General features: G+C 61.8%; 25 protein-coding genes. 12 read left to right on the forward strand and 13 right to left on the reverse strand.

Going from position 1 to position 24,832, the window contains the following annotated elements:
• Window positions 1-17 precede the first annotated feature (17 nt).
• Window positions 18-1,328: a sorbosone dehydrogenase family protein gene (locus tag PSH86_RS22970; RefSeq protein ID WP_176689257.1), complete on the forward strand. Its 1,311-nt coding sequence runs from the start codon at window positions 18-20 to the stop codon at window positions 1,326-1,328.
• A gap of 137 nt (window positions 1,329-1,465) precedes the next feature.
• Here PSH86_RS22970 and PSH86_RS22975 read toward each other — a convergent pair whose 3' ends face one another.
• From PSH86_RS22975 to PSH86_RS22995, 5 genes are all read right to left on the reverse strand, one after another.
• Window positions 1,466-1,999, reverse strand: coding sequence for a C40 family peptidase (locus PSH86_RS22975; protein ID WP_305485148.1), 534 nt, complete (start codon window positions 1,997-1,999; stop codon window positions 1,466-1,468).
• A 165-nt stretch (window positions 2,000-2,164) separates the two neighbouring features.
• Entirely contained in the window at window positions 2,165-2,791 is a 627-nt protein-coding gene (locus PSH86_RS22980; RefSeq protein WP_109753968.1) for a C40 family peptidase, read from the reverse strand.
• A gap of 212 nt (window positions 2,792-3,003) precedes the next feature.
• Window positions 3,004-3,708 carry a DnaA regulatory inactivator Hda gene (hda, locus tag PSH86_RS22985; RefSeq protein WP_003178999.1) on the reverse strand — a complete coding sequence of 235 codons (705 nt, stop codon included), beginning with the start codon at window positions 3,706-3,708 and terminating at the stop codon, window positions 3,004-3,006.
• A gap of 169 nt (window positions 3,709-3,877) precedes the next feature.
• On the reverse strand, window positions 3,878-4,951 hold the full coding sequence (locus PSH86_RS22990) for an AI-2E family transporter (RefSeq protein WP_109753967.1): 1,074 nt from the start codon (window positions 4,949-4,951) through the stop codon (window positions 3,878-3,880).
• A gap of 32 nt (window positions 4,952-4,983) precedes the next feature.
• Window positions 4,984-6,042 carry a DUF2066 domain-containing protein gene (locus tag PSH86_RS22995; RefSeq protein WP_305485151.1) on the reverse strand — a complete coding sequence of 353 codons (1,059 nt, stop codon included), beginning with the start codon at window positions 6,040-6,042 and terminating at the stop codon, window positions 4,984-4,986.
• Window positions 6,043-6,407: 365 nt separating this feature from the next.
• Here PSH86_RS22995 and purM point away from each other — a divergent pair, with 365 nt between their 5' ends.
• The 4 genes from purM (at window position 6,408) to PSH86_RS23015 (ending at window position 9,373) form a co-directional block, all read left to right on the forward strand.
• Entirely contained in the window at window positions 6,408-7,466 is a 1,059-nt protein-coding gene (gene purM, locus PSH86_RS23000; RefSeq protein WP_116833250.1) for a phosphoribosylformylglycinamidine cyclo-ligase, read from the forward strand.
• Window positions 7,466-8,116, forward strand: a complete 651-nt coding sequence (gene purN / locus PSH86_RS23005; protein ID WP_003204660.1) for a phosphoribosylglycinamide formyltransferase — start codon at window positions 7,466-7,468, stop codon at window positions 8,114-8,116. The genes purM and purN overlap by 1 nt, the downstream gene beginning before the upstream one ends.
• A gap of 8 nt (window positions 8,117-8,124) precedes the next feature.
• Window positions 8,125-8,838 carry a DUF3108 domain-containing protein gene (locus PSH86_RS23010; protein WP_014339751.1) on the forward strand — a complete coding sequence of 238 codons (714 nt, stop codon included), beginning with the start codon at window positions 8,125-8,127 and terminating at the stop codon, window positions 8,836-8,838.
• A 340-nt stretch (window positions 8,839-9,178) separates the two neighbouring features.
• Window positions 9,179-9,373: a hypothetical protein gene (locus tag PSH86_RS23015; protein ID WP_109753963.1), complete on the forward strand. Its 195-nt coding sequence runs from the start codon at window positions 9,179-9,181 to the stop codon at window positions 9,371-9,373.
• Between the two features lie 166 nt (window positions 9,374-9,539).
• On the opposite strand, the gene PSH86_RS23020 is transcribed toward PSH86_RS23015, so the two are convergent.
• From PSH86_RS23020 to cysM, 5 genes are all read right to left on the reverse strand, one after another.
• The gene (locus tag PSH86_RS23020; RefSeq protein WP_058542577.1) at window positions 9,540-10,079 is read right to left on the reverse strand and encodes a DUF2058 domain-containing protein; all 540 of its coding nucleotides are present in this window, start codon (window positions 10,077-10,079) and stop codon (window positions 9,540-9,542) included.
• A 26-nt stretch (window positions 10,080-10,105) separates the two neighbouring features.
• A complete protein-coding gene (mazG, locus tag PSH86_RS23025) occupies window positions 10,106-10,939 on the reverse strand; it encodes a nucleoside triphosphate pyrophosphohydrolase (RefSeq protein WP_305485154.1) in 834 nt (277 codons plus the stop codon).
• A gap of 205 nt (window positions 10,940-11,144) precedes the next feature.
• Complete coding sequence (relA, locus tag PSH86_RS23030) at window positions 11,145-13,391, reverse strand: GTP diphosphokinase (protein WP_014339754.1); 2,247 nt, start codon at window positions 13,389-13,391, stop codon at window positions 11,145-11,147.
• A 100-nt stretch (window positions 13,392-13,491) separates the two neighbouring features.
• Entirely contained in the window at window positions 13,492-14,862 is a 1,371-nt protein-coding gene (gene rlmD, locus PSH86_RS23035; protein ID WP_305485156.1) for a 23S rRNA (uracil(1939)-C(5))-methyltransferase RlmD, read from the reverse strand.
• Entirely contained in the window at window positions 14,862-15,764 is a 903-nt protein-coding gene (cysM, locus tag PSH86_RS23040) for a cysteine synthase CysM (RefSeq protein ID WP_109753959.1), read from the reverse strand. The genes rlmD and cysM overlap by 1 nt, the downstream gene beginning before the upstream one ends.
• Window positions 15,765-16,006: 242 nt before the next feature.
• Between cysM and PSH86_RS23045 the strand changes: the two genes are divergently transcribed.
• From PSH86_RS23045 to PSH86_RS23060, 4 genes are all read left to right on the forward strand, one after another.
• Entirely contained in the window at window positions 16,007-18,757 is a 2,751-nt protein-coding gene (locus PSH86_RS23045) for a response regulator (protein WP_109753957.1), read from the forward strand.
• An 87-nt stretch (window positions 18,758-18,844) separates the two neighbouring features.
• Window positions 18,845-19,834 carry a 2-hydroxyacid dehydrogenase gene (locus PSH86_RS23050; RefSeq protein ID WP_109753956.1) on the forward strand — a complete coding sequence of 330 codons (990 nt, stop codon included), beginning with the start codon at window positions 18,845-18,847 and terminating at the stop codon, window positions 19,832-19,834.
• A gap of 200 nt (window positions 19,835-20,034) precedes the next feature.
• Complete coding sequence (locus tag PSH86_RS23055; protein WP_053124325.1) at window positions 20,035-20,469, forward strand: hypothetical protein; 435 nt, start codon at window positions 20,035-20,037, stop codon at window positions 20,467-20,469.
• A complete protein-coding gene (locus PSH86_RS23060; RefSeq protein ID WP_249015455.1) occupies window positions 20,469-20,873 on the forward strand; it encodes an META domain-containing protein in 405 nt (134 codons plus the stop codon). The genes PSH86_RS23055 and PSH86_RS23060 overlap by 1 nt, the downstream gene beginning before the upstream one ends.
• A gap of 176 nt (window positions 20,874-21,049) precedes the next feature.
• On the opposite strand, the gene PSH86_RS23065 is transcribed toward PSH86_RS23060, so the two are convergent.
• On the reverse strand, window positions 21,050-21,517 hold the full coding sequence (locus tag PSH86_RS23065; protein ID WP_134925431.1) for a TlpA disulfide reductase family protein: 468 nt from the start codon (window positions 21,515-21,517) through the stop codon (window positions 21,050-21,052).
• Window positions 21,518-21,631: 114 nt separating this feature from the next.
• On the opposite strand from PSH86_RS23065, the gene arsC reads away from it, so the two are divergent.
• From arsC to PSH86_RS23080, 3 genes are read left to right on the forward strand one after another with little or no spacing between them, the layout of a single operon-like run.
• The gene (gene arsC / locus PSH86_RS23070) at window positions 21,632-21,985 is read left to right on the forward strand and encodes an arsenate reductase (glutaredoxin) (RefSeq protein WP_072411837.1); all 354 of its coding nucleotides are present in this window, start codon (window positions 21,632-21,634) and stop codon (window positions 21,983-21,985) included.
• The gene (wrbA, locus tag PSH86_RS23075; RefSeq protein WP_109753952.1) at window positions 21,982-22,587 is read left to right on the forward strand and encodes an NAD(P)H:quinone oxidoreductase; all 606 of its coding nucleotides are present in this window, start codon (window positions 21,982-21,984) and stop codon (window positions 22,585-22,587) included. Before arsC ends, wrbA begins: the two co-directional genes overlap by 4 nt.
• Window positions 22,580-23,005, forward strand: coding sequence for a DUF2069 domain-containing protein (locus tag PSH86_RS23080; RefSeq protein ID WP_109753951.1), 426 nt, complete (start codon window positions 22,580-22,582; stop codon window positions 23,003-23,005). The genes wrbA and PSH86_RS23080 overlap by 8 nt, the downstream gene beginning before the upstream one ends.
• Window positions 23,006-23,094: 89 nt before the next feature.
• Here PSH86_RS23080 and PSH86_RS23085 read toward each other — a convergent pair whose 3' ends face one another.
• Together PSH86_RS23085 and ttcA are read right to left on the reverse strand one after the other, a co-directional pair.
• The gene (locus tag PSH86_RS23085; RefSeq protein WP_109753950.1) at window positions 23,095-23,769 is read right to left on the reverse strand and encodes a DNA-3-methyladenine glycosylase I; all 675 of its coding nucleotides are present in this window, start codon (window positions 23,767-23,769) and stop codon (window positions 23,095-23,097) included.
• 60 nt (window positions 23,770-23,829) lie between these two features.
• A complete protein-coding gene (ttcA, locus tag PSH86_RS23090; RefSeq protein WP_003204698.1) occupies window positions 23,830-24,654 on the reverse strand; it encodes a tRNA 2-thiocytidine(32) synthetase TtcA in 825 nt (274 codons plus the stop codon).
• Window positions 24,655-24,832 lie beyond the last annotated feature (178 nt).

A 24,832-nucleotide genomic window follows, 5' to 3' on the forward strand; every position in this document is an offset into this window, starting at 1 on the left:
TTCATAGGGAAGCCAGCATGCTCAAGCCACCCCATCTCCTGATCGTCGCCCTTGCCGCCGGGCTTGTCGCTTGCGGCGAGTCTTCCACCTTGCAAGTGTCCGATGGCACCGGTCCTGCGCCGAAACTGCCCGAACCGAACAAGACTCTCGTCCCGACCGTCAACATCGCCGAAGCCATCGGCTGGCCCGAAGGCGCCAAGCCAACCCCAGCCCAGGGCCTGCAAGTGGGCGCGTTCGCTGAAGGGCTGGACCATCCGCGCTGGCTGTATGTGTTGCCCAACGGTGATGTGCTGGTGGCCGAAACCAACGCTCCGCCCAAGCCGGACGACGCCAAGGGCATCCGTGGCTGGGTGATGAAAAAGGTCATGGGCCGCGCCGGCGCCGGAGTGCCAAGCCCCAATCGCATCACACTGTTGCGCGACGCCAATCACGACGGCATCGCCGAAACCCGCACGGTGTTCCTGGAAAACCTCAACTCGCCGTTCGGCATGACCCTGGTGGGCAATGACCTGTACGTGGCCGATACCGACCGACTGATCCGCTTCCCCTACAAGGACGGCGACACGCAAATCAAGGCGCAACCGACCAAGGTTGTCGATCTGCCCGGGGGCACGCTCAACCACCACTGGACCAAGAACGTGATTGCCAGCCGCGATGGCAGCAAGTTGTACGTCACCACGGGCTCGAACAGCAACGTCGCGGAAAATGGCATGGAGGCCGAAGAGGGTCGCGCGGCCATTTGGGAAGTGGACCGTGCCAGCGGCAATCACCGGATCTTCGCCTCGGGCCTGCGCAACCCCAACGGCCTGGCCTGGGAGCCCCGCAGCGGCGCGCTGTGGACGGCGGTGAACGAGCGGGATGAGATCGGCAGCGACCTGGTGCCGGACTACATCACGTCGGTCAAGGACGGCGCATTCTATGGCTGGCCCTACAGCTACTACGGGCAGCACGTCGATACCCGGGTCGAACCGCAGAACCCGACGCTGGTGGCCAAGGCCATCGCCCCGGACTACGCCGTCGGCCCCCACACCGCTTCATTGGGCCTGAGCTTCGCCGAAGGCAGCACCTTACCTGCGCCGTTTACCGAAGGGGCTTTCGTCGGCCAGCATGGCTCCTGGAACCGTAAGCCCCACAGTGGTTACAAAGTGATTTTCGTACCGTTCAACGGCGGCAAGCCAGTAGGGCAACCGGTGGATGTGTTGACCGGTTTCCTGAATGCCGACGAAAAAGCCCAGGGCCGGCCAGTGGGCGTGGTGATCGATAAGCAGGGCGGGTTGTTGGTGGCGGATGATGTGGGGAACAAGATTTGGCGGGTGTCAGGTAAATAAGGTCGACACACCCTTGTGAGCGCCGCCCGAACTGTGGGAGCAAGGCTTGCCCGCGATGGAAGCGATGCGGTCTGTCAGAGATCGAGGCGCCTGTTTCGCGAGCAAGCTTTGCTCCCACAGATCAGGGCAACAACAACTCAGGGATTACGCGCCAGGTGCTCCGGCTGCAACACCCGTTTGGCGCTCAGATAGGCTTTCTGCCAATAAGCCTTGGACAGGCTATCGAGCTTGACCGTACCGCCAGTGGCCGGCGCATGAACAAAACGCCCCTCGCCCACATAGATCCCGGCGTGGCTGACCTGGGAGCCGCCGTTGGTGGCAAAGAAAATCAGGTCGCCAGTCTGCAAGGCTTCCTTGCCGACATCGGGAGCACGCATGCCGATCATTTCGCGGGTTGAGCGCGGCAAGGAAATGCCAGCGGCGTCGCGGTAGACATAACCAATCAGGCCACTGCAATCAAAACCCGAATCCGGTGTGTTACCCCCCCAACGGTACGGCGTCCCCACCAGGCCCAGCGCTCGGAAGAGCACATCTTCGGCGGCCGGGGAAAAGGGTTGCGAGGGGGCAAAGACCACTGGAGCCCGCACCGGTGCCGGCGGCGGTGTGCGGCTGGCGCAGGCGCTGAGCAGCGCGGCGAGGAACATGAGAGCGAGGCGGGCCGACGTCGACATATGCAGAACAATCCTGATCTGGATGCGGCTTTTCTGCCGTGGGCATGAAAACGAATCCGCCTGCGTAGTACGCAGGCGGATTGCCATCAATCAATGATCAAGGATTCTAGCGACTATGTGGCAAACTTCAAGTAAGACTTTAAGTTTGCCTTACAAACTGTGTGCTTACTTGCGAGCAGTCATCACAGTCGGAGCCATGGCGAGGGCGCGCTTGGCTTCGATGAAGGTCTTGCTCCAGTAGCTGTCGCCCAGGCTGTCGATCCGCACGCCACCGCTGCGGCGGCTGCTGGAATGGATGAACTGGTTGTCACCCAGGTAGATACCGGCGTGACTGACGCGACCACGACGACCGTTGGTGCTGAAGAACAGCAGGTCACCGGGCTCCAACTGGTTGCGTGCTACCAGTGGGGCGTTCACGTTGATCATTTCACGGGTGGAGCGCGGCAGGTTCATGCCGGCTTCTTCGCGGAACAGGTAACCGATGAAACCGCTGCAATCGAAGCCGGCTTCAGAGGTCCCGCCAAAACGGTAGCGAGTACCGATCAACGACATGCCGCGTTCCAGGATGCTGTCGGCCAGTACCGGAAGCTGGTAAGGCTTGCTGCCGGCGAAGGCTGCGAGCTCTTTGTCGGAGGCCATTTCTTCCTGGAACGCAACGGAGGAAGACTGGGCGGTAACGGAGTTCTTGACCTGTGGTTGTTGCTCTTGCTGGGACACTGGAGAGTGGGCAGCGCAACCGAACAACAGGGTAACGAGTGCGAGAGGCACGAGGGGTGCGAAGCGATTTAGCATGGGCACGACCGTGGCTGAAGTAGTAAAGATGGCGAGACTATGCCTTCTATCAACCTCATTTGCAAATTCAATCGATGCAAATGTGACTTCTCGGTTTTACGTTTACATCTAAGCGCTTAAGCCCATTTTGAATCTCACGAGACCTGCAACCCAGCAGGGCCGCGGGTTTCGCCGTGTCCAAAGCAGGCTAAGAGCCACTAGTTGGAAAGGTTCTACCAACCCAAGGTTTCTTTCAAAAAAGGAATAGTCAGCTTGCGCTGGGCCTGGAGTGAGGCCTGGTCGAGGCGTTCGAGCAGCTCGAACAATGCACTCATGCTGCGGGTGCCACGGGTGAGGATGAAATGCCCGACTTCGTCGGTCAGGTGCAGGCCACGTCGGGAAGCGCGCAACTGCAAGGCACGGAGCTTGTCTTCGTCGGACAGCGGGCGCATCTGGAAAATCAGCGCCAGGGTGAGACGAGACTTGAGGTCCGCCAGCTTCACTGGCAGCTCCCGCGGTGACGTCGATGCGGCGATCAGCAAGCGTCGACCACTGTCGCGCAACCGATTGAACAGATGAAACAGCGCCTCTTCCCAATCAGCCTTGCCGGCCACGGCCTGGAGATCGTCCAGGCAAACCAGTTCGTACTGTTCCAGGTTGTCGAGGATTTCCACGCCGCGATCGAGCAACTCGGCCAACGGCAGGTACACCGCAGGTTCGCCCAATTGCTCGAAGCGCAGGCAAGCCGCCTGCAACAAGTGCGTGCGCCCTACCCCATCCTTGCCCCACAGGTAAATCAGGCTCTCGGTCCAGCCGGCGTCGGCTTCGCAAAGCCGCTCGACATAGCCGAGTGCAGCGGCATTGGCGCCTGGGTAGTAGTTGATAAAGGTGGCGTCATCACGCAGACGCACACCTAGGGGCAGCTGAATCGGTTTCATGCTGACTGAACAGTTCCCAAGGAACCGTTAGTGGCCTCTGTGTAAAGTGCGCAAAGTTTATACCCGTGACGCGGACCGCACAATGCGCCGGACCACGAGCAAAATCAAAGGTTTGCAGCGGCAAGGGCGCGGAGCGTCAGTTTCCCTGACACCCCACCCATCATTTGCCCTACAGGTCAGGGTCTTCGGCGCCGCTGTAGATGTCCGAATCCTTGTACAGATCGTGCATATGACGCACCAGCACCATGATCACCGCCGCCACCGGCAACGCCAGCAGGATCCCGGTAAAGCCGAACAACTCGCCCCCTGCCAGGATTGCGAAGATCACAGCCACGGGATGCAGGCCAATGCGGTCGCCCACCAACAGCGGCGTCAGCACCATGCCCTCCAGGGCCTGTCCGACCATGAACACTGCTACGATACCCACCATCGGGTACAAGTCGCCGCCGAACTGGAACAACCCGGCGATCAATGCCGCGCCAATCCCGATCACAAAGCCCATGTACGGCACGATGGCCGCCAGCCCGGCGATCAAGCCGATCAACAGTCCCAGTTCCAACCCGACCAACATCAACCCAGCCGCATAGATGAAACCCAGGGCCACCATCACCAGCAGTTGTCCGCGCACGAACGCCCCCAGCACTTCGTGGCATTCGCCGGTCAGGGTCATGATGCGTTCTTCACGATGACGTGGCAGCAGGCTGCGGATCTTGGCCATCATCAGATCCCAATCCCGCAGCAGGTAGAAAGCCACCACGGGAATCAGCACCAGGTTCGCCAGCCAGCCGATCAACGCCAGGCTCGAAGCCGTGGCCTGGCTCAACACCACGCCGACTATGTCCGTGGTCTGGCCCATGTGCTCGCTGATGGCGGCCTTGACCTTGTCGAACTTCCAGAAACCGTCCGACAACCCCAGTTTCGACTGTACCCACGGCACCGCGCTGTGCTGCAACCAATCGAGCATCTGCGGCGCCAATTCGTACAGGCGCAGCAGTTGCTTGGCGAGCATTGGTATCAGCACCAGCAACAGCGCGACCACGATCAAAGTGAACAACGCAAAGACCGTCACCACACCCCAGGTCCGCGACAGGCCGAGTTTTTCCAGGCGATCCACCACCGGGTCAAACAGATAGGCCAACAACAGCGCAACCAGGAACGGCGTGAGGATCGGATGCAGCAGATAGATAAACGCGAACAGCAGGGCGACCCCACCCAACCAGAACCAACGCCGCGTATCGCCCATGAACCACTCCTAGCTATATAAAGAAAGAAAACCTACCAACGGAACCGCAAATTGGCTGCTGGCGCAGGCGCTGGCGCTGCAACCGGGACCGAACCATCGGCGGCTGGCGGCGCCACAGGCACTGGCGCGACGGCCTCGCCGGGTGGAATTTCCTGCAGTTTGGCCAGGGCCAACTGCGCCTTCAGCTGTTCGGCACTGCCGTTGACCCGATAGACGATCCGGTCCCCTTCAACCCGCTGCAACTGCCCACCGAACGGCTCGAGCAAACGCCCTAGCGCCGCGTAACGCTCCAGGTTCATGCCCTGCACTTCCAGCAATTGCTCGGTGGCCACGCCCGGCTTGGCGACGAAACGCGGCGCCAGACGCTGACTCACCGCGAGCATGACCGCATCGGCCAGGGCCGCAGGATCGGCACCCTGGGCTGTGCCCTGCTCGCGCTGGTCCCCCAGCCACAGGCGCCAGGTGCCATGCCACTGACCACCTTCTTCCTTGGCGTGGACCGCCAGCAAGGCGTCTGTCGCGTAGCGTTCCGAGGCATCGCGCAACGGCGCCGGGTCGCTGCCTTCCAGGTTTGGCGCGGTGGCGACGATCTGCTCGCTCAGGTCAGCCAACGGCAAGTGCAGCGCCAGGCCCCGATGCTGGGCGGCACGTCGCAGCGGCGTGGCGCTGGCCTGGCCATCGCCCACCAGGCTGGAACCCTCGGCCGAGTCATTCAGCCACCAACCCAGGATCGATGGCCGGTTCGCGCTCCACAGCGACAACCCTGCCGAGCGCAAGGCCCGATCAGTGCTCGCTGGATCGAAGTCGACCTTGAGGCTTTCCGGCGGGCCAGCATCGTAGCCATATTGAAGAATGATTTGCTGCGGATCCTGGCGAATCGCTGCCAGGCCTGGGTTCTGGGCCGCCTTGGCATCGCCGGTCAGGCGCAGCACCAGCGTATCCAAGGCGCGCAGGGTCGCCTGGTTGCGCTCCTCCGGCGCCTGGTTGGTGACCGGTTCGAACACCTGATAGAGGCCGTTGAGGGTTTCGGCATGGCTCGCCAGGCTGATCAGCGACAGGCAGCCTACGGACAAGAACTTGAACAAACGCATGGAAGATTCCCGGACATAACGGCTGGAACAGGCCGTGTGAAGAAGATTGAGCATGGCTGTGACCACAGCACCCGGCAAAACATTCACACGCCCGGTGGAAGTTTCGCACTGTCATCACCATAACCGGTTACCGCTACACCTTATACAGACGCGCTACACAGTACCAATATAAGAAATATCGGTTTTTTTCCGTGGATATGTCCCTGCCCGTCGGCGCGAGGATGGCCGCTGCCCCTCAAGCCTGATAAAATCGCGCGCCTTCGCAGACCGGCAATGGCTGGGCATCCGGAATAATTCGTACAACGGTTATTCAATGGCCCCGGCGGTCGGTCGTTACCCAGAAATCCCCCCTAAAGGCCTGGATCATGAGCAAGCAACCCTCCCTGAGCTACAAGGACGCCGGTGTAGACATCGACGCCGGTGAAGCATTGGTCGAACGCATCAAGAGCGTCGCCAAGCGCACTGCGCGTCCGGAAGTCATGGGCGGCCTGGGCGGTTTCGGCGCCCTCTGCGAGATCCCGGCCGGCTACAAGCAACCGGTGCTGGTCTCGGGCACCGACGGCGTCGGCACCAAGCTGCGCCTGGCGCTGAACCTGAACAAGCACGACAGCATCGGCATCGACCTGGTGGCCATGTGCGTGAACGACCTGGTGGTCTGCGGCGCCGAGCCGCTGTTCTTCCTCGATTACTACGCCACCGGCAAACTGAATGTCGACACCGCTGCCCAGGTTGTCACCGGCATCGGCGCCGGCTGCGAACTGTCCGGCTGCTCCCTGGTCGGCGGCGAAACCGCTGAAATGCCTGGCATGTACGAAGGCGAAGACTACGACCTGGCCGGCTTCTGCGTCGGCGTCGTGGAGAAGGCCGAGATCATCGACGGCTCGAAAGTCGCCACCGGCGATGCCTTGCTCGCCCTGCCGTCCTCCGGCCCGCATTCCAACGGCTACTCGCTGATCCGCAAGATCATCGAAGTCTCCGGTGCCGACATCGAGAACACCCAGCTCGACGGCAAGCCCCTGGCCGACCTGCTGATGGCCCCGACCCGCATCTACGTCAAGCCACTGCTCAAGCTGATCAAGGACACCGGTGCCGTCAAGGCCATGGCCCACATCACCGGTGGCGGCCTGCTGGACAACATCCCGCGCGTACTGCCAAAAGGCGCCCAGGCTGTGGTCGACGTGGCAAGCTGGACCCGCCCGGCGGTGTTCGACTGGCTGCAAGAAAAAGGCAACGTCGATGAAACCGAAATGCACCGCGTGCTGAACTGCGGCGTGGGCATGGTCATCTGCGTGGCCCAGGAGCACGTCGAGACGGCCCTGAACGTACTGCGTGAAGCCGGCGAGCAGCCTTGGGTCATCGGCCAGATCGCCACCGCCGCCGAAGGCGCTGCCCAGGTCGAGCTGAAAAACCTTAAGGCGCACTGATGTCCGCAACCTGTGACGTGGTGGTGCTGCTGTCCGGCACCGGCAGTAACTTGCAGGCCCTGATCGACAGCACACGGACCGGCGACAGCCCGGTCCGTATCCGCGCGGTGATTTCCAACCGCGCCGACGCCTACGGCCTGCAACGCGCCAAGGATGCGGGGATCGACACCCGCGTCCTCGATCACAAGGCGTTCGAGGGCCGCGAAGCCTTCGACGCCGCGCTGATCGAACAGATCGACACCTTCAATCCGCAACTGGTGGTCCTCGCTGGTTTCATGCGCATCCTCAGCGCCGGCTTCGTGCGTCACTACCAGGGCCGCCTGTTCAATATCCATCCCTCGCTGCTGCCCAAATACAAAGGGTTACACACTCACCAGCGGGCGCTGGAGGCCGGAGACACTGAGCACGGCTGCTCGGTGCACTTTGTCACCGAGGAACTCGATGGCGGACCACTGGTCGTACAGGCAGTAATACCGGTAGAGTTGCACGACACGCCGCAAAGCCTGGCGCAACGGGTTCACGCCCGCGAGCACCAGATCTACCCGATGGCCGTGCGTTGGTTTGCCGAAGGACGGCTGACTCTCGACGATCGCGGTGCCTCACTGGACGGCCAGTTACTCGCCGCCAGCGGCCATTTGATTCGATACTAGGAGATTTTATGCGTCGCGCCCTGCTCTTCGCTTGCGCTCTGCTCGCCTTGCCCCTGGCACAGGCAGCGGAACTTCAACCGTTCTCCGCCAGCTATACCGCCGACTGGAAACAGTTGCCCATGAGCGGCACCGCCGAGCGTAGCCTGACCAAGGAAGCCAACGGCACCTGGAAGCTGAGCTTCAAGGCGTCGATGATGATCGCCAGCCTGACCGAAGAAAGCACCCTGACCCTGGACAAGGACACCCTGCTGCCACAGTCCTACCATTTCGAACGCGGTGGCCTGGGCAAAGCCAAGAAGGCCGACCTGGATTTCGACTGGAACACCAAGATGGTCACCGGCACCGATCGCGGCGATGCGGTCAAGCTGCCGCTCAACCGTGGCATGGTCGATAAATCCACTTACCAGTTGGCCCTGCAGCACGACGTGGCGGCCGGCAAGAAAAGCATGAGCTATCAGGTCGTCGATGACGGCGAAGTCGATACCTATGACTTCCGCGTGCTGGGCTCGGAAAAAGTCGACACCAAGGCCGGCCAGATCGATGCGATCAAGGTCGAGCGCGTGCGCGACCCGACACAAAGCAAGCGCATCACCGTGCTCTGGTTCGCCAAGGACTGGGATTACCTGCTGGTGCGCCTGCAACAGGTCGAGACCGACGGCAAGGAGTACAACATCATGCTCCTGGACGGTACGGTCAATGGCAAGGCTGTGAAAGGCAGCTGATTGAAGCCAACACCAAGAAGCCCCGCACATGCGGGGCTTCTTTTTGCCTGGATTTCATGACCACCACACAAACCTGTGGGAAATAGACCTGTGGGAGCGAGCCTGCTCGCTCCCACAGGTTTGGCTCCCAAGGAAAAAGTGGGGCTGCCTGCAACATGAAATCTTCTTCATGAAAGCCCCCCCTGCGACCGAATGCCGCGCACCGCCAGGCCTGCAGGATGGCTGCGATTTCCATGAAAACTTCTTAACGCGCCGACGCATTTACTTAGCACGCTATCCAAATCTATAACAAAGTCCTGCACACGCCTTGCTGCAGATAACAGAGATTGGAGCTTGCAAGATGACTGTGAAAGTAACTGAACGCGATGACGCCCATATGTCCCACGAAGGCATTGCCGCCGGTATCCGGATCTGGGATGTGCATCAACAGGATTTGCTGGTGGGGATGTTCCACTCCGAGACCGATGCTCATAACTACAAGGCTGAGCTGGAGCGCGAGGAAAGGTTGCGCTCGCGGGAAATGGCAGAATCCTGAACGACAGAACCCCCATGAACCTGTGGGAGCAAAGCTTGCTCGCGATAGCACTGTGTCAGACAGAAAGATATTGCCTGATACTCAGCTATCGCGAGCAAGCTTTGCTCCCACAGTTTTCCTAGAGATCTCTGCAGATGTTCCTTTTGCGTTTAGCTTGCTGTCCGGCTTACCACATCAAATCATCCGGAATCTGATACGCCGCGTACGGATCATCCGCATCCACTTCTTCGGTCTGCGTATTGAGCTGAACGATGCGCTGGGGGTCGCGCTCCTGAATCTTCAGGGCCGCTTCACGTGGGATCACTTCGTAACCGCCGGCATGGTGGACGATCGCCAGCGAGCCGCTGCTCAGCTTGTTGCGCATCAAGGTGTTGACCGAGATGCGCTTGACCTTCTTGTCGTCGACGAAATTGTAATAGTCCTCGGTGGTCAGCTTCGGCAGGCGCGAGACTTCGATCAATTGCTTGATCTGCGCGGCCCGGGCCTTCTGCTCGGCCTTTTCCTGCTGCTGGCGATTGAGTTCCTGGTCGCGCTTGACCTTCTCGGCCATGGCTTCCTGGGCCGCGCGCTGCTGGGAGTCATCCAGTTCGATCTGGCCTTTATGGGCCAGGCGTTGCTGCTTCTGTTTCTCTTTGCCGACCTGCTTGGCCTGCTTTTGGTTGACCAGTCCTGCTTTGAGCAACTGGTCGCGAAGGGAAAGGCTCATGGTGCTTACTCACTTAGGCAACGGCCTCAGCCACAGCTGGGCAAATTCTTTTCCTGACGTTTGGCTTCGCCCCACAAGGCGTCCAACTCTTCGAGGGTGCAATCTTCCATGGGACGGTGGGTGTCGCGCAATGCCTGTTCGATAAATCGGAACCGCCGCTCGAACTTCCCGTTGGCGTCGCGCAGTGCGGTTTCCGGGTCGACCTTGAGGTGGCGCGCCAGGTTCACCACGCTGAACAGCAGATCGCCGATCTCGTCGCTGATGGCCACCGGATCGTTGTCGGCCATGGCTTCGAGCACTTCGTCCAGTTCCTCGCGGACTTTATCGAGCACCGGCAACGGGCCTGGCCAGTCGAAACCGACCTGGCCGGCACGCTTCTGCAGCTTCGCCGAGCGGGACAATGCCGGCAGCGCACCCGGCACATCGTCGAGCAGCGACAATTGCTCGGGCGCCGAGGCTTTCTCGGCCCGTTCCTCTGCCTTGATTTCTTCCCAGCGCTGCTTGACCTGCTCTTCGCTCAGGCGCGGGATATCCACGGGCGCATACAGGTCACCGGTAGGAAATACATGGGGATGGCGGCGGATCAGCTTGCGGGTGATGCTGTCGACCACGCCGGCGAATTCGAAGCGGTTTTCTTCCCGGGCCAACTGGCTGTAATACACCACCTGGAACAGCAGGTCGCCCAACTCGCCCTGCAAGTGATCGAAATCGCCACGCTCGATGGCATCGGCCACTTCGTAGGCTTCTTCCAGGGTATGGGGGACGATGGTCGCGTAGGTTTGCTGGATGTCCCACGGGCAGCCGTACTGCGGGTCTCGCAGGCGGTTCATCAGGTGGAGCAGGTCTTCAAGGCTGTACATCAATCCATCCCATCACAAAAAATCCCTGTGGGAAATAATTCAATGAGAGCACGCCTGTGGGAGCAGATCTGTGGGAGCAAAGCTTGCTCGCGATAACGGTGAGTCAGTCTCCAGATGGGCTGGGGGCCACTACCACAATCGCGAGCAAGCTTTGCTCCCACAGACTTTGCTCCCACAAACTCGCTCCCACATTTTTAGACTGGGCTCAACCCGGCGTCCGATTCCGCCGGGTCTCGATGATGTTCGGCAACTGGGAAATCCGCCCCAGCAACCGCCCCAGCGCATCCAGCCCCGGAATCTCGATGGTCAGGGACATCAGCGCGGTGTTGTCTTCCTTGTTCGAACGGGTGTTGACCGCCAGCACGTTGATCCGCTCGTTCAGCAACACCTGGGAAACGTCACGCAGCAGGCCGGAGCGGTCGTAGGCACGGATGACGATGTCCACCGGGTAGGTGAGCACCGGCACCGGGCCCCAGCTGACCTGGATGATCCGTTCCGGCTCGCGACCGGCCAGTTGCAGCACCGAGGCACAGTCCTGGCGGTGAATGCTCACGCCACGGCCCTGGGTGATGTAGCCGACGATCGCATCCCCCGGCAATGGCTGGCAGCAGCCCGCCATCTGGGTCATCAGGTTGCCCACGCCCTGGATCTGGATGTCGCCGCGCTTGCCTGGCTTGTAGCCGGTGGCCTTGCGCGGGATCAGCTCCAGTTGCTCGTTGCCACGCTCCGGTTCCACCAGCTGCTGGGCCAGGTTGACCAACTGCGCCAGGCGCAGATCGCCGGCACCGAGGGCGGCGAACATGTCCTCGGCGGTCTTCATGTTGGCCTTTTCGGCCAACTTGTCGAAGTCCACCTGGGGCAGGCCCAGGCGACCGAGTTCACGCTCGAGCAGGGTCTTGCCGGCGGCGACGTTCTGGTCGCGGGCCTGCAACTTGAACCAGTGGACAATCTTCGCCCGCGCCCGCGATGTGGTGATGTAGCCCAGGTTCGGGTTCAGCCAGTCGCGGCTCGGCGTGCCGTGCTTGCTGGTGATGATCTCGACCTGCTCACCGGTCTGCAGGCTGTAGTTGAGCGGCACGATCCGCCCATTGATCTTGGCGCCACGGCAGTTGTGGCCGATCTCGGTGTGGACCCGGTAGGCGAAGTCCAGCGGTGTCGCGCCCTTGGGCAGGTCGATGGCGTGACCGTCGGGGGTGAAGATATAGACCCGGTCCGGCTCGATGTCGACGCGCAGCTGTTCGGCCAGACCACCGATATCGCCCAGCTCCTCGTGCCATTCGAGCACCTGACGCAGCCAGGAGATTTTCTCTTCGTAGTGGTTGGACCCGGACTTGACGTCGGTGCCCTTGTATTTCCAGTGGGCGCAGACGCCCAGTTCGGCTTCCTCGTGCATGGCGTGGGTGCGGATCTGCACTTCCAGCACCTTGCCCTCGGGGCCGATCACGGCGGTGTGCAACGAGCGATAGCCGTTTTCCTTGGGGTTGGCGATGTAGTCGTCGAACTCCTTGGGAATGTGCCGCCACAAGGTGTGGACGATCCCCAGCGCGGTGTAGCAGTCGCGCATTTCCGGGACCAGTACGCGAACGGCGCGAACGTCGTAGATCTGGCTGAATTCCAGGCCTTTGCGCTGCATTTTTCGCCAGATCGAGTAGATGTGCTTGGCCCGGCCGCTGATGTCGGCTTCCACGCCGGTGGCCTGCAACTCTTCGCGCAACTGGGTCATCACATCGGTGATGAAGCGCTCGCGATCCAGGCGCCGCTCATGCAACAGCTTGGCGATCTGCTTGTACTGGTCGGGCTCCAGGTAGCGGAAGGACAGGTCCTCCAGCTCCCACTTGATGTGACCGATGCCGAGACGGTGGGCCAGGGGGGCATAGATGTCGAACACCTCCCGGGCGACGCGATTGCGCTTTTCGTCATCGGCGGACTTCACGGCGCGGATCGCACAGGTGCGCTCGGCCAGCTTGATCAGCGCGACGCGCACGTCGTCGACCATTGCCACCAACATCTTGCGCAGGTTTTCCACCTGGCCCTGGGTGCCCAGCACCATGGACTGGCGCGGACTGAGGCTGGCACTGATAGCGGCCATGCGCAGCACGCCGTCGATCAGCTTGGCGACCACCGTGCCGAAACGTTGGCTGACCACCGGTAGCTGGATCTGACCTTCGCGCACGCCGCGGTACAGCACCGCCGCTACCAGGGAGTCCTGGTCGAGCTTGAGGTCGGCGAGAATTTCGGCGATCTCCAGGCCCGTCTGGAAACTCGAGGTGCCTTCAGACCACAGGTTCTTCGCCGCGTTGTGTTGCTGCTCCGCCTCACGAGCGAACTCGCAGGCGGCCTTCAAGGCTTCGCGATCCAGTGCCATGTCGACGCTGACCGCATGATCGAGCCAAGCCTCGAGATTGATACTGCCGTCGGTGTTGATCGGCTGGTGTGCTCTCACCTGTACCATCTTTACTTACCTTCCCTACGACGCAGATTCAATGCGTCAACTTCGCTGACCTTCATGCCCGTGTTTGCGCCCAGGGCTGTGGCGGGTTGGCACGAACGGGTCAGTCGGACAAGCCATCCTGGCTCGCTTCAAATAACGCCATGGCCTCGACATGCGCCGTTTGAGGAAACATATCGAGAATCCCGGCACGTTTTAACCGGTAGCCCTGCTTGATCAGTTCGACCGTATCCCGGGCCAAAGTTGCCGGGTTGCACGATACATAAACCAACCGTTTGGCACCCAGGGACGACAGCTTGCGCACCACCTCGAAAGCACCGTCACGGGGTGGGTCCAAGAGTACCGCAGAAAAGCCTTCGCCGATCCATTCGGCATCTGCCAGAGGCTGGGATAAATCGGCCTGAAAAAAGGCAGTGTTATGCAAATTGTTGCTGACGGCATTGGCCGCCGCACGCTCCACCATGGTCTGCACGCCTTCGACGGCCACCACCTGGCGCACGCTTTTGGCCAACGGCAAGGCAAAGTTGCCCAGGCCGCAAAACAGATCCAGCACTCGCTCCTCGGCGTGCGGCGCGAGCCATTGTAGCGCCTGGGCGATCATTGCCTCGTTGACCGCAGCGTTCACCTGGATGAAATCCCCAGGCCGGTAAGCCAGCTCCAGGCCCCAGGTTTCCAGGCGATAACCCAAGGCTCGCCCCGGATCGACCGGTTGCGGCTCGCCTTCACCATGCAGCCACAACTGCGCCTCATGAAACCCACAGAAGTCCTTGAGGATCGTCAGGTCGGCCTCCGACAGCGGCGCCATATGGCGCAGCAGTACCGCGAGGGACGAACCGGCGAACAACTCCACATGCCCCAGCGCCTGGGGTTTGCTCAAGCGTCTGAGCATCTCCGGCAAGCGGCTCATGATCGGCTGCAAGGGCTGTACCAGCACCGGGCAATCGCCGATGGCAACGATGTCCTGACTGCCGGCGGCACGGAAACCGACTTCGAGTTTTTTCGCTTTCTGGTCCCAACGCACCGCCACCCGGGCGCGACGTCGGTAACCGAATTCCGACCCGCTCAATGGCGCGGCCCATTCATCCGGTTCCACCCCGGCCACGCGAGACAACTGCTCGGCGAGCATGCGCTGTTTCAGGGCGAGTTGTTCGGCATGGGGCAAATGTTGGACGCTGCAACCGCCGCAACGACCGGCATGGATGCACAGCGCCGCGCGACGCAGTTCACTGGACAGGAACACCCGCTCGGTACGCGCCTCGACCACCTTGCCATGGGCCCCGAGCACCCGCGCCTCGACCTCCTCACCGGCCAGGGCGCCGATGACAAACCAGGTACGCCCGTCGACAAAGGCAATGCCCCGGCCATCATTGGCCAGGCGCTCGATGGTCAGGCGCTGTTTTTTACCGGTGGGCACTTGCGGGGCCCGGCTTCCGCCGCTGGGCTGGAAGCGCAAGCCTCTTTCTTGCTTGGCCATCAGTTGGGCGCGTCGAAAATACCGGTCGACAAATAACGGTCGCCACGGTCGCAGATGATCGCGACGATCACCGCATTCTCAACTTCCTTGGACAGGCGCAGCATGCCCGCCACGGCACCGCCGGAAGACACGCCGCAGAAGATGCCTTCTTCACGCGCCAGGCGACGGGTCACGTCCTCCGCTTCGCTCTGGGCCATGTCGATGATGCGGTCCACGCGCTCGGCCTGGTAGATCTTCGGCAGATACTCCTCGGGCCAGCGACGAATGCCTGGGATCGCCGAGCCTTCCATCGGCTGCAGGCCAATGATCTGCACGTTCGGGTTCTGTTCTTTCAGGTAGCGCGAGGTGCCCATGATGGTACCGGTGGTGCCCATCGAGCTGACGAAATGAGTGATGGTGCCGTCGGTCTGGCGCCAGATCTCAGGGCCGGTGGTGGTGTAGTGGGCCTCGGGATTGTCGCCGTTGGCAAACTGATCCAGCACCTTGCCACGCCCCTCGGCCTGCATGCGCTCGGCCAGGTCCCGGGCACCTTCCATGCCCTCCTCCTGAGTCACCAGGATCAACTCGGCGCCGTAGGCCGTCATCGCCGCCTTGCGCTCGGCGCTGGAGTTGTCGGGCATGATCAGGATCATCTTGTAGCCCTTGATCGCCGCCGCCATCGCCAGAGCGATGCCGGTGTTGCCGGAGGTCGCCTCGATCAGCGTATCGCCGGGCCGGATCTGCCCGCGCAACTCGCCGCGGGTAATCATCGATAGCGCCGGCCGGTCCTTGACCGAACCCGCCGGGTTATTCCCTTCGAGCTTGAGCAAAAGCGTATTGCTGGTCACGCCAGGCAGGCGCTGCAAACGGACCAGCGGGGTGTTGCCGACGCAATCGGCGATGGTTGGGTACTGCAGAGTCATGGCGTATTCGCAATCCGGACTGCGGGGGCGCCTATCATACCGGCAAACCCGGCGAGGCCATATCACGCAAAGTGTGGTCGTTATGGCTTGTGGGAATAAGCGAGATGAAAGCCCAACAGGACTGATGCACGGCGGACATGAATTTTACGGAGATCGCCCGCCCGCAAATCGCTACACTGCGCAGGTATTGCGTGCCGGATGCGCGCAAAGCTCAATCAGACCGCTGGATGCAGGAGACAAGTGTGCTCAAGAAACTGGGAATCAAAGGCCGCGTGCTGTTGCTGACCCTGTTGCCGACCAGCCTGATGGCGCTGGTCCTGGGCGGCTATTTCACCTGGATGCAGCAATCGGACCTGCACGCCCAATTGCTGCAACGTGGCGAGATGATCGCCGAACAGCTCGCGCCGCTGGTCGCCCCGGCCATGAGCCGCCAGGACACCGATCTGCTGGAACGCATCGCCACCCAGTCCCTGGAGCAAGCGGACGTACGCGCCGTGACCCTGCTCGCTCCCGACCGCACGCCTCTGGCCCACGCCGGCCCGACGATGCTCAACCGGGCGCCGGAAGGGAACAGTGCGCAGTTGCAGCAACGCACCGGCAACGATGCCACGCGGTATCTGCTGCCGGTCTTCGGCAAGCACCGCAACCTGGCGGGCGAACTGATTCCTGAAGAAGCCGACCGCCTGCTGGGCTGGGTCGAGCTGGAGTTGTCTCACAGCGGCATGTTGCTAAGCGGTTATCGCAGTATGTTCGCCAGCCTGCTGTTGATCGCCGTTTGCCTGGGCCTGACCGCGCTGCTGGCCCTGCGCATGGGCCGCACGATCAACCGCCCGCTGGGCCAGATCAAGCACGCCGTGGCGCAACTCAAGGACGGCCATCTGGAAACCCGCCTGCCACCGCTGGGCAGCCAGGAGCTCGATGAACTGGCCTCTGGCATCAATCGCATGGCCGGGACCTTGCAGAACGCCCAGGAAGAATTGCAGCACAGCATCGACCAGGCCACCGAAGACGTGCGCCAGAACCTGGAAACCATCGAAATCCAGAACATCGAGCTGGACCTGGCCCGCAAGGAGGCTCTGGAAGCGAGCCGGATCAAATCCGAATTCCTGGCGAACATGAGCCATGAAATCCGCACGCCGCTCAACGGCATCCTCGGCTTTACCCACCTGTTACAGAAAAGCGAACTGACCCCGCGCCAGCTCGACTACCTGGGCACCATCGAGAAATCCGCCGACAGCCTGCTGGGGATCATCAACGAGATCCTCGACTTTTCGAAGATCGAGGCCGGCAAGCTGGTGCTCGACAACATTCCGTTCAACCTGCGGGACCTGTTGCAGGACACCCTGACCATCCTCGCCCCCGCGGCCCACGCCAAACAACTGGAACTGGTGAGCCTGGTGTACCGGGACACACCGCTGTCGCTGGTGGGTGATCCACTGCGCCTCAAGCAGATCCTGACCAACCTGGTGAGCAACGCCATCAAGTTCACCCGCGAGGGCACCATCGTCGCCCGGGCCATGCTCGAGGACGAACACGAAGACAGCGTGCAGTTGCGCATCAGCATCCAGGACACCGGCATCGGCCTGTCCAACCAGGACGTGCGGGCGCTGTTCCAGGCGTTCAGCCAGGCCGACAACTCGCTGTCGCGGCAACCGGGTGGCACTGGGCTGGGCCTGGTGATTTCCAAGCGCCTGGTGGAACAGATGGGCGGTGAGATCGGCGTCGACAGCACACCGGGCGAAGGCTCGGAATTCTGGATCAGCCTGCGCCTGCCCAAGACCCGTGACGATGCCGAGGACCTGCCTGGCCCGCCGTTGCTGGGCCGGCGCGTGGCGGTGCTGGAGAATCATGAACTGGCCCGCCAGGCCTTGCAGCACCAGCTCGAAGACTGTGGTTTGCAAGTGACGCCATTCAATACCCTGGAGAGCCTGACCAACGGCATCACCGTCGCCCACCAGACTGATCAGGCCATCGATCTGGCCGTGCTGGGCATCACCAGTAACGACATGCCGCCGGAGCGCCTCAACCAGCATATCTGGGACCTTGAACACCTGGGCTGCAAAGTGCTCGTGCTGTGCCCCACTACCGAACAGACCCTGTACCACCTCTCGGTGCCCAACCCCCACAGCCAGTTGCAGGCCAAGCCGGCCTGCACCCGCAAGTTGCGCCGCTCGCTTTCCGATCTGGTCAACCCGCGACCAACCCGCAGCGAACCCCACGAACCGGTGGCCAGCCGCGCGCCCAAAGTGCTGTGCGTGGATGACAATCCGGCCAACCTGCTGCTGGTGCAGACCCTGCTCGAAGACATGGGCGCCAAAGTGCTCGCGGTGGAAAGCGGCTACGCGGCGGTCAAGGCCGTGCAGAAAGAAACCTTCGACCTGGTCTTGATGGACGTGCAGATGCCTGGCATGGACGGTCGCCAGAGCACCGAGGCGATCCGCCAGTGGGAAAGCGAGCGGCATTGCACGCCGCTGCCGATCGTCGCCCTCACCGCCCACGCCATGGCCAACGAAAAGCGTGCCCTGCTGCAAAGCGGCATGGATGACTACCTGACCAAACCCATCAGCGAACGGCAACTGGCCCAGGTGGTGCTCAAATGGACCGGCCTGGCCCTGCGCAACCAATCACCGGAGCGCAGCGGCGACGCCCAGGGCGGCAGCGAACTGCTGGTGCTCGATCACGAGGAAGGCCTGCGCCTGGCCGCCGGCAAGGCCGACCTGGCGGCGGACATGCTGGCGATGTTGCTGGCGTCCCTGGAAGCCGATCGCGAAGCGATCCGCCAGGCCAGCGAGGCCAACGATCACAACGCCCTGATCGAGCGGGTCCACCGCCTGCACGGCGCCACCCGCTACTGTGGCGTGCCGCAGTTGCGTGCGGCCTGCCAGCGCAGCGAAACCCTGCTCAAGCAACAGGACCCCAAGGCTGCCGCGGCCCTGGAAGAATTGGAGCGTGCCATCAATCGCCTGGCGAGCGAAGCGCGTATCAGTGCCTGATCCAGGGCAATACCCTTGGAACCGGAATCGCTGAAAATCCATGCTCCTACCCGGACTGTAGGGCTTGTTTTTTACCAGGAGGCCGCCATGCGCGTGATTTTTTTCAGCAGCCAGACCTACGACCGCGACAGTTTCACCAAGGCCCCGACGCCTGCGGGCCTTCAATTGCAATTCCAGCCCGCCCGCCTGAACCTCGACACCGTGGCCCTGGCCGAACGCCACGAAGTGGTGTGCGCCTTCATCAACGATGACCTCAGCGCCCCGGTGCTGGAGCGGCTGGCCGAAGGTGGCACGCGGCTGATCGCCCTGCGCTCGGCCGGCTACAACCATGTCGACCTGCTCGCCGCCAAGCGCCTGGGCTTGAGCATCGTCCGGGTACCAGCCTACTCGCCCCATGCCGTGGCCGAACATGCCGTGGCGTTGATCATGGCCCTCAATCGCTGCCTGCACCGTGCCTACAACCGCACCCGGGACGGCAACTTCAGCCTTCATGGGCTGACCGGTTTCGACCTGGTGGGCAAGACCGTCGGTGTGATCGGTACCGGGCAGATCGGTGCTACGTTCGCGCGGATCATGGCCGGCTTCGGCTGCCAGTTGCTGGCCTACGACCCCTATCCCAACCCGCAGGTCGAAGCCCTGGGGGCTCGCTACTTGCCCTTGGCCGATCTGCTGGCACAAGCGCAGATCATCAGCCTGCACTGCCCGCTGAACGAACAGAGCCGGCACCTGATCAATGCCGATTCATTGGCGGCCATGCAACGCGGCGCGATGTTGATCAACACCGGGCGTGGCGGCCTGGTGGACACGCCGGCCCTGATCGAGGCCTTGAAAAGCGGCCAGCTCGGCTATTTGGGCTTGGATGTCTATGAAGAAGAGGCACAGTTGTTCTTCAAGGACCGTTCCGACCTGCCCTTGCAGGACGACGTGCTGGCACGGCTGCTGACCTTCCCCAACGTGATCGTCACCGCTCACCAGGCGTTCCTGACCCATGAAGCGCTGGCGGCGATTGCCATGACGACCCTGGACAACATCGCTGCCTGGGCGAAAGGCGCGCCACAAAATCTGGTGGATAGCTGACCCCGCTCTATCAGCCAACACATACCTCCTGTGGGAGCGAGTCTGCTAGCGATAGCGGTAGATCGGTCAGCATTAATGTCGACTGACACACCGCTATCGCGAGCAGGCTCGCTCCCACAGTGGATTTCGTCGCCTGACCAGCATCCGAACTGTCCCAAGCCATGCCCCGTGCTAGCATATCGCGCCTATTTGGAGGACCCATGGCCGAACACGATTTCCGCTACACCCTGATGAACCCGCAGCACACCTTGACCGAAGTCCGCGCCTTGGCGCCGGGCCGTTACCAGGTCACCGGCAACGGCGGTTCGATCCAGGCCAACGATGTGTTGCTCGTCACGCTCAAGGGCAGCAAGGACTTGTCCATGCGCCTGACCGTGGACACCGTTCGGCACCTGCTCAAGCCCATGGGCCAATGGACCGCCATGACCACCGGCCCGGTATTCGGCGAACTGGCGATCCATACCTGGCAGGTCAACTGTGACGCTTGCGCCAAGGAACTGAGCTTCGAATTCGCCGTCGATGCCAAGCTCGGCGTCAAGGCCGAGAAACCGGCCGCCACCGCGCGAATCGCCGAACTGGGCTGGACCACCGTCGGTGAAAAACACCTGTGCCCGAAATGCCGGGAAGCCGCCTGATGAAACGTTTGGCCCTGTGCGCGTCGATCGGCCTGAGCCTGATGGGGTGTGCCGCTGAACCTGTGCAACTGCTACACAACCGCAGCTACATCCTGGAATGGATCGGCGAACGGCCATTGATGGACTACAGCCACCTGACCATCACCCTTGGGGATGACGGTCGCGCCTATGGCAACGGCGGCTGCAACCACTGGTTCGCGCCCTATACCCTGGAAGGCCACCGTTTGAGCTTCGGCAAGATCGGCAGCACGCGCAAACTCTGTTCCCCGGCGGTGATGGAGCAGGAGACGCGCTTTTTGCAGGCCCTGGAAAAGGTCGAACGCTGGGACATCTCGCCCATCGAGCAAATGCGCTTCTGGCCGGCCCAGGGCAAGCCGCTGCGTTGGTGGCTGGAAGAGGGCTGAGGCTATTCCCGAGTGTGCCAAAGCACCTGTGGCGAGGGAGCTTGCTCCCGCTGGACTGCGCAGCAGGCCCACGCGTTCGGCCTGAAGCATTGAGGTGACAGATACATCTTGGGGCTGCTTCGCAGCCCAGCGGGAGCAAGCTCCCTCGCCACAAAAGCCCCAAGCTACAACGTGTGCTATTTAAGCGCCTGCAACGCCTCCAGCTTGGCCATCACCCCCGCCGCCGTCTGCTCCCCCAGCAACTGCTCGCGCACCTTGCCCTGGTTATCGATGATGTAAGTCACCGGCAGCCCTTCGCTGCGAGGAAGATCGAAGATCTCGGCCGGATCCCGGGCCAACACGGTGAAGCGAATACCCATCTTGTCGCTGGCGCTCTTGAGTTCTTCGCCCTGCACCTGGTCGAAATTGACCCCGAACACACCGACGTTGCGGCCCTTGAGCTGTTCGGCCAAGGCATTGAATTCCGGGATTTCGGTGCGGCACGGTGCGCACCATTCCGCCCAGTAGTTAAGTACCACCCACTGTTTGTCCAGCCGCTGCGAGGCGATGGCCTGACCGTTCTGGTCCACCCCGTAGTCGTTCCCGCAGCCGGCGAGCAATAAGCTGCCCATGAAGATCAATGCCGCCGTCAATCGCCTTGTCATGTACCAATCCTTGTCTGAATGTGAACGCTGCTGCGACCCGTCGCCTCTCTAAGGTGCTAGGGACTTCGCGGCACAGTAGAATAGCCGCCACCTTACGCAAGATGCGACCTGCTCATGACCGATCTGACGCTTTATCACAACCCGCGCTGCTCCAAATCCCGCGGTGCGCTGGAACTGTTGGAGGCCCGTGGCCTGACGCCCACCGTGGTCCGCTACCTGGAAACCCCGCTCGACGCCGCGCAACTGGAGCGCCTGCTAGGCAAGCTCGGCATCACTGCCCGGCAACTGCTGCGCACCGGCGAAGACGAATACAAAGACTTGAACCTGGCCGACGAAAGCCTGAGCCAGGCCCAGTTGATCGCGGCCATTGCCGCTCACCCGAAACTCATGGAACGACCGATTCTTGAAGCCGGGGAAAAGGCCGTGATTGGCCGTCCGCCGGAGAAGATCCTGGAGATCCTGCCGTGACCACACCGTACATCCTGGTGTTGTATTACAGCCGCAGCGGCTCCACCAACGAAATGGCCCGGCAGATCGCCCGAGGTGTCGAACAGGCCGGCCTGGAAGCCAGGTTGCGTACGGTGCCGGCGATTTCTACCGAGTGCGAAGCGGTGGCTCCGGACATCCCCGAGCAAGGCCCGCTCTACGCCAGCCTCGATGACTTGAAGAATTGCGCCGGCCTGGCCCTGGGCAGCCCGACCCGTTTCGGCAACATGGCCGCGCCGCTCAAGTACTTTCTCGACGGCACCAGCAACCTGTGGCTGACCGGCGCCCTGGTGGGCAAACCGGCCGGAGTATTCACCTCCACCGCCAGCCTGCACGGCGGCCAGGAAACCACGTTGCTGTCGATGATGCTGCCGCTGCTGCACCACGGAATGCTGATCACCGGCCTGCCCTACAGCGAATCGGCCCTGATCGACACCCAGGGCGGCGGCACACCTTACGGCCCGAGCCATCACGCCGGGGCCGACGGTAAAAGCGGCTTGAACGAACATGAGGTCGCGCTGTGCCGGGCCCTGGGTTCGCGCCTGGCGAAAACCGCCCTGTTGCTGGAGAACGGCCGTGGCTAAGAAGCCGAAGATCCTGCCTCCTATCCAGTGGCTGGAACCGCGCGTACGCATCGCCCGGACCCTCAGCCTGCTGTGCTTTTTCGGCCTGGTGGGGTTGCTCAGCGGGTATTACCTGCTGGTTGCCGACCTGCACGGCGCACGGCCCTGGGTGATTTTGCTGATCGAACTGGTGCCACTGTTGATCCTGGCGCCAGGTATGCTCACTGGCAGCGCCCGCGGGCATTCGTGGATGTGCTTTGTGGTGAACCTGTATTTCATCAAGGGCGCGTTGGCGGTCTATGATCCCAACCGGCAGCTGTTCGGCGCGCTGGAAATGGCGGCAAGCGTGGCGGTGTTCTGCTCGGCGTTGTTGTATGTGCGGTGGCGGTTTCAGTTGAATCGACGACTCGCGGGCGAAGGCGATATTTCCGTCGCCTGATAAATTGCTATCGCGAGCAGGCTCGCTCCCACAGAGGTGTTGTGAACGCCACAGATCCAGTGTGGGGCGAGTCTGCTCGCGATGCGATCTCAATGATTCACGGTATACGCCAGCATCATCGAAATCTGGCTCATCGGCCGTCCCCCACTCTCTTCATGCCACTGGTTGAAGGCGTTCTGCACTGTCGCCAGGTCGCGCAGGCTGGTGGGGACTTTGTCGATGATGTCCTGGGCATTGAGCGCCGCCACCACGTCATAGCTGGGCACGAAGGTGTCCTTGCCCATCATGCGCAGGAAGCGCGGTGCCGATAGGCCACCCAACTGATGGCCATGCTTTTTCAGATAGGTCCACAGGCCGACGATATCGGTCACCGGCCAGTCGGCTACCAGCGCGCCGAAGCTGCCCTTTTCATGGGCCACGTCCAATATCAGCTGCGCGTTACGCGGCACGCTCTTGAGCTTGCCCAGGTGGCGAATGATCCGTGCGTCCTGCATCAGCCGCTCCAGGTGCTCGGCGCTCATCAGCACGACTTTTTCCGGATCGAACTTGAAGAACACCTCTTCGAAGGCCGGCCACTTGGCGTCCACCAGGCTGTGCTTGAGCCCGGCACGGAAGACCCGCAGCGCCATGGTCGAGAGGTAGCGGTCGTCGCTGATCTTGCGCAGTTGCGCCGGGGTCTTGGGAACCGGCAGGTGAGCTTCCAGTTCAGCCGCCGAACCGAAGCGGTTCAGACAATACTCGTGTAACCACTTGTAATCGCGCATGCCCTCTCCCTGAAATGAAAACGGCGCCCGCGAGCGCCGTGAATAAAGCCCTTGCCCTCGTCAGAGGTTCACCACATTGACGAACCGCGGCGTGGCGTTTTCGTCGATGCGCAGGTTGGTGAAGTCGAACAGGTTGCGGTCCGCCAGTTGCGATGGGATGACATTCTGCAAGCCGCGGAAAATGCTCTCGGTACGGCCCGGGGTCTTGCGCTCCCATTCCTGAAGCATCTCCTTGACCACCTGGCGTTGCAGGTTTTCCTGGGAGCCGCAGAGGTTGCAGGGGATGATCGGGAACTGCTTGAAATCCGAATAGGCCTGGATGTCTTTCTCGCTGCAATAGGCCAGCGGGCGGATCACCACATTGCGCCCGTCATCGGCGCGCAGCTTGGGCGGCATGGCCTTGAGCGAGCCGTTGTAGAACATGTTCAAAAAGAACGTTTCGACGATGTCGTCACGGTGGTGACCCAGGGCCATCTTGGTCGCACCGATCTCGTCGGCGAAGGTGTAGAGCGTGCCGCGCCGCAGGCGTGAGCACAGCGAACAGGTGGTCTTGCCTTCGGGAATCAGTTCCTTGACCACCGAATAGGTGTCTTTCTCGACGATGTGGTATTCCACGCCCAGCGACTCGAGGTAGGCCGGCAGCACATGCTCGGGGAAACCGGGCTGCTTCTGGTCCATGTTCACCGCGACGATGTCGAACTTGATCGGCGCAACCTTCTGCAGATGCATCAGCACATCAAGCAAGGTGTAGCTGTCCTTGCCACCGGACAGGCAGACCATGACCTTGTCGCCGTCCTCGATCATGTTGAAATCGGCGACCGCCTCACCGGCCTGGCGGCGCAGGCGCTTTTGCAGTTTGTTCTGGTTGACCGTAAGAGTGCCCATGACGCGAAATCCGTGAGGTGTGACGAAAGGCCGGCATTTTACGCAAAAATCCGCCGGCGGCGAAGGCTTGATGCACCACTGTTGTGGTCAAGATTGTGGGAGCAAAGCTTGCTCGCGAAACAGACGCCTCGGTTTCTGAAAGACCGCATCGCTTCCATCGCGGGCAAGCCTTGCTCCC

It is taken from the genome of Pseudomonas sp. FP2300, from assembly GCF_030687595.1.
Classification (GTDB): Bacteria; Pseudomonadota; Gammaproteobacteria; order Pseudomonadales; family Pseudomonadaceae; genus Aquipseudomonas; species Aquipseudomonas bijieensis.

Bases quoted from the DNA above. Each gene is read 5' to 3' on its own strand.
- PSH86_RS23055 (WP_053124325.1), top strand. From the start codon at position 20,035: ATGGCCGAACACGATTTCCGCTACACCCTGATGAACCCGCAGCACACC.
- PSH86_RS23010 (WP_014339751.1), top strand. From the start codon at position 8,125: ATGCGTCGCGCCCTGCTCTTCGCTTGCGCTCTGCTCGCCTTGCCCCTG.
- PSH86_RS22970 (WP_176689257.1), top strand. From the start codon at position 18: ATGCTCAAGCCACCCCATCTCCTGATCGTCGCCCTTGCCGCCGGGCTT.
- arsC (WP_072411837.1), top strand. From the start codon at position 21,632: ATGACCGATCTGACGCTTTATCACAACCCGCGCTGCTCCAAATCCCGC.
- PSH86_RS23065 (WP_134925431.1), bottom strand. From the start codon at position 21,517: ATGACAAGGCGATTGACGGCGGCATTGATCTTCATGGGCAGCTTATTG.
- purN (WP_003204660.1), top strand. From the start codon at position 7,466: ATGTCCGCAACCTGTGACGTGGTGGTGCTGCTGTCCGGCACCGGCAGT.
- rlmD (WP_305485156.1), bottom strand. From the start codon at position 14,862: ATGGCCAAGCAAGAAAGAGGCTTGCGCTTCCAGCCCAGCGGCGGAAGC.
- PSH86_RS23020 (WP_058542577.1), bottom strand. From the start codon at position 10,079: ATGAGCCTTTCCCTTCGCGACCAGTTGCTCAAAGCAGGACTGGTCAAC.
- purM (WP_116833250.1), top strand. From the start codon at position 6,408: ATGAGCAAGCAACCCTCCCTGAGCTACAAGGACGCCGGTGTAGACATC.
- relA (WP_014339754.1), bottom strand. From the start codon at position 13,391: ATGGTACAGGTGAGAGCACACCAGCCGATCAACACCGACGGCAGTATC.
- hda (WP_003178999.1), bottom strand. From the start codon at position 3,708: ATGAAACCGATTCAGCTGCCCCTAGGTGTGCGTCTGCGTGATGACGCC.
- PSH86_RS22975 (WP_305485148.1), bottom strand. From the start codon at position 1,999: ATGTCGACGTCGGCCCGCCTCGCTCTCATGTTCCTCGCCGCGCTGCTC.
- PSH86_RS22990 (WP_109753967.1), bottom strand. From the start codon at position 4,951: ATGGGCGATACGCGGCGTTGGTTCTGGTTGGGTGGGGTCGCCCTGCTG.
- PSH86_RS23015 (WP_109753963.1), top strand. From the start codon at position 9,179: ATGACTGTGAAAGTAACTGAACGCGATGACGCCCATATGTCCCACGAA.
- ttcA (WP_003204698.1), bottom strand. From the start codon at position 24,654: ATGGGCACTCTTACGGTCAACCAGAACAAACTGCAAAAGCGCCTGCGC.
- cysM (WP_109753959.1), bottom strand. From the start codon at position 15,764: ATGACTCTGCAGTACCCAACCATCGCCGATTGCGTCGGCAACACCCCG.
- PSH86_RS22995 (WP_305485151.1), bottom strand. From the start codon at position 6,042: ATGCGTTTGTTCAAGTTCTTGTCCGTAGGCTGCCTGTCGCTGATCAGC.
- PSH86_RS22980 (WP_109753968.1), bottom strand. From the start codon at position 2,791: ATGCTAAATCGCTTCGCACCCCTCGTGCCTCTCGCACTCGTTACCCTG.
- mazG (WP_305485154.1), bottom strand. From the start codon at position 10,939: ATGTACAGCCTTGAAGACCTGCTCCACCTGATGAACCGCCTGCGAGAC.
- PSH86_RS23085 (WP_109753950.1), bottom strand. From the start codon at position 23,769: ATGCGCGATTACAAGTGGTTACACGAGTATTGTCTGAACCGCTTCGGT.
- PSH86_RS23050 (WP_109753956.1), top strand. From the start codon at position 18,845: ATGCGCGTGATTTTTTTCAGCAGCCAGACCTACGACCGCGACAGTTTC.
- PSH86_RS23060 (WP_249015455.1), top strand. From the start codon at position 20,469: ATGAAACGTTTGGCCCTGTGCGCGTCGATCGGCCTGAGCCTGATGGGG.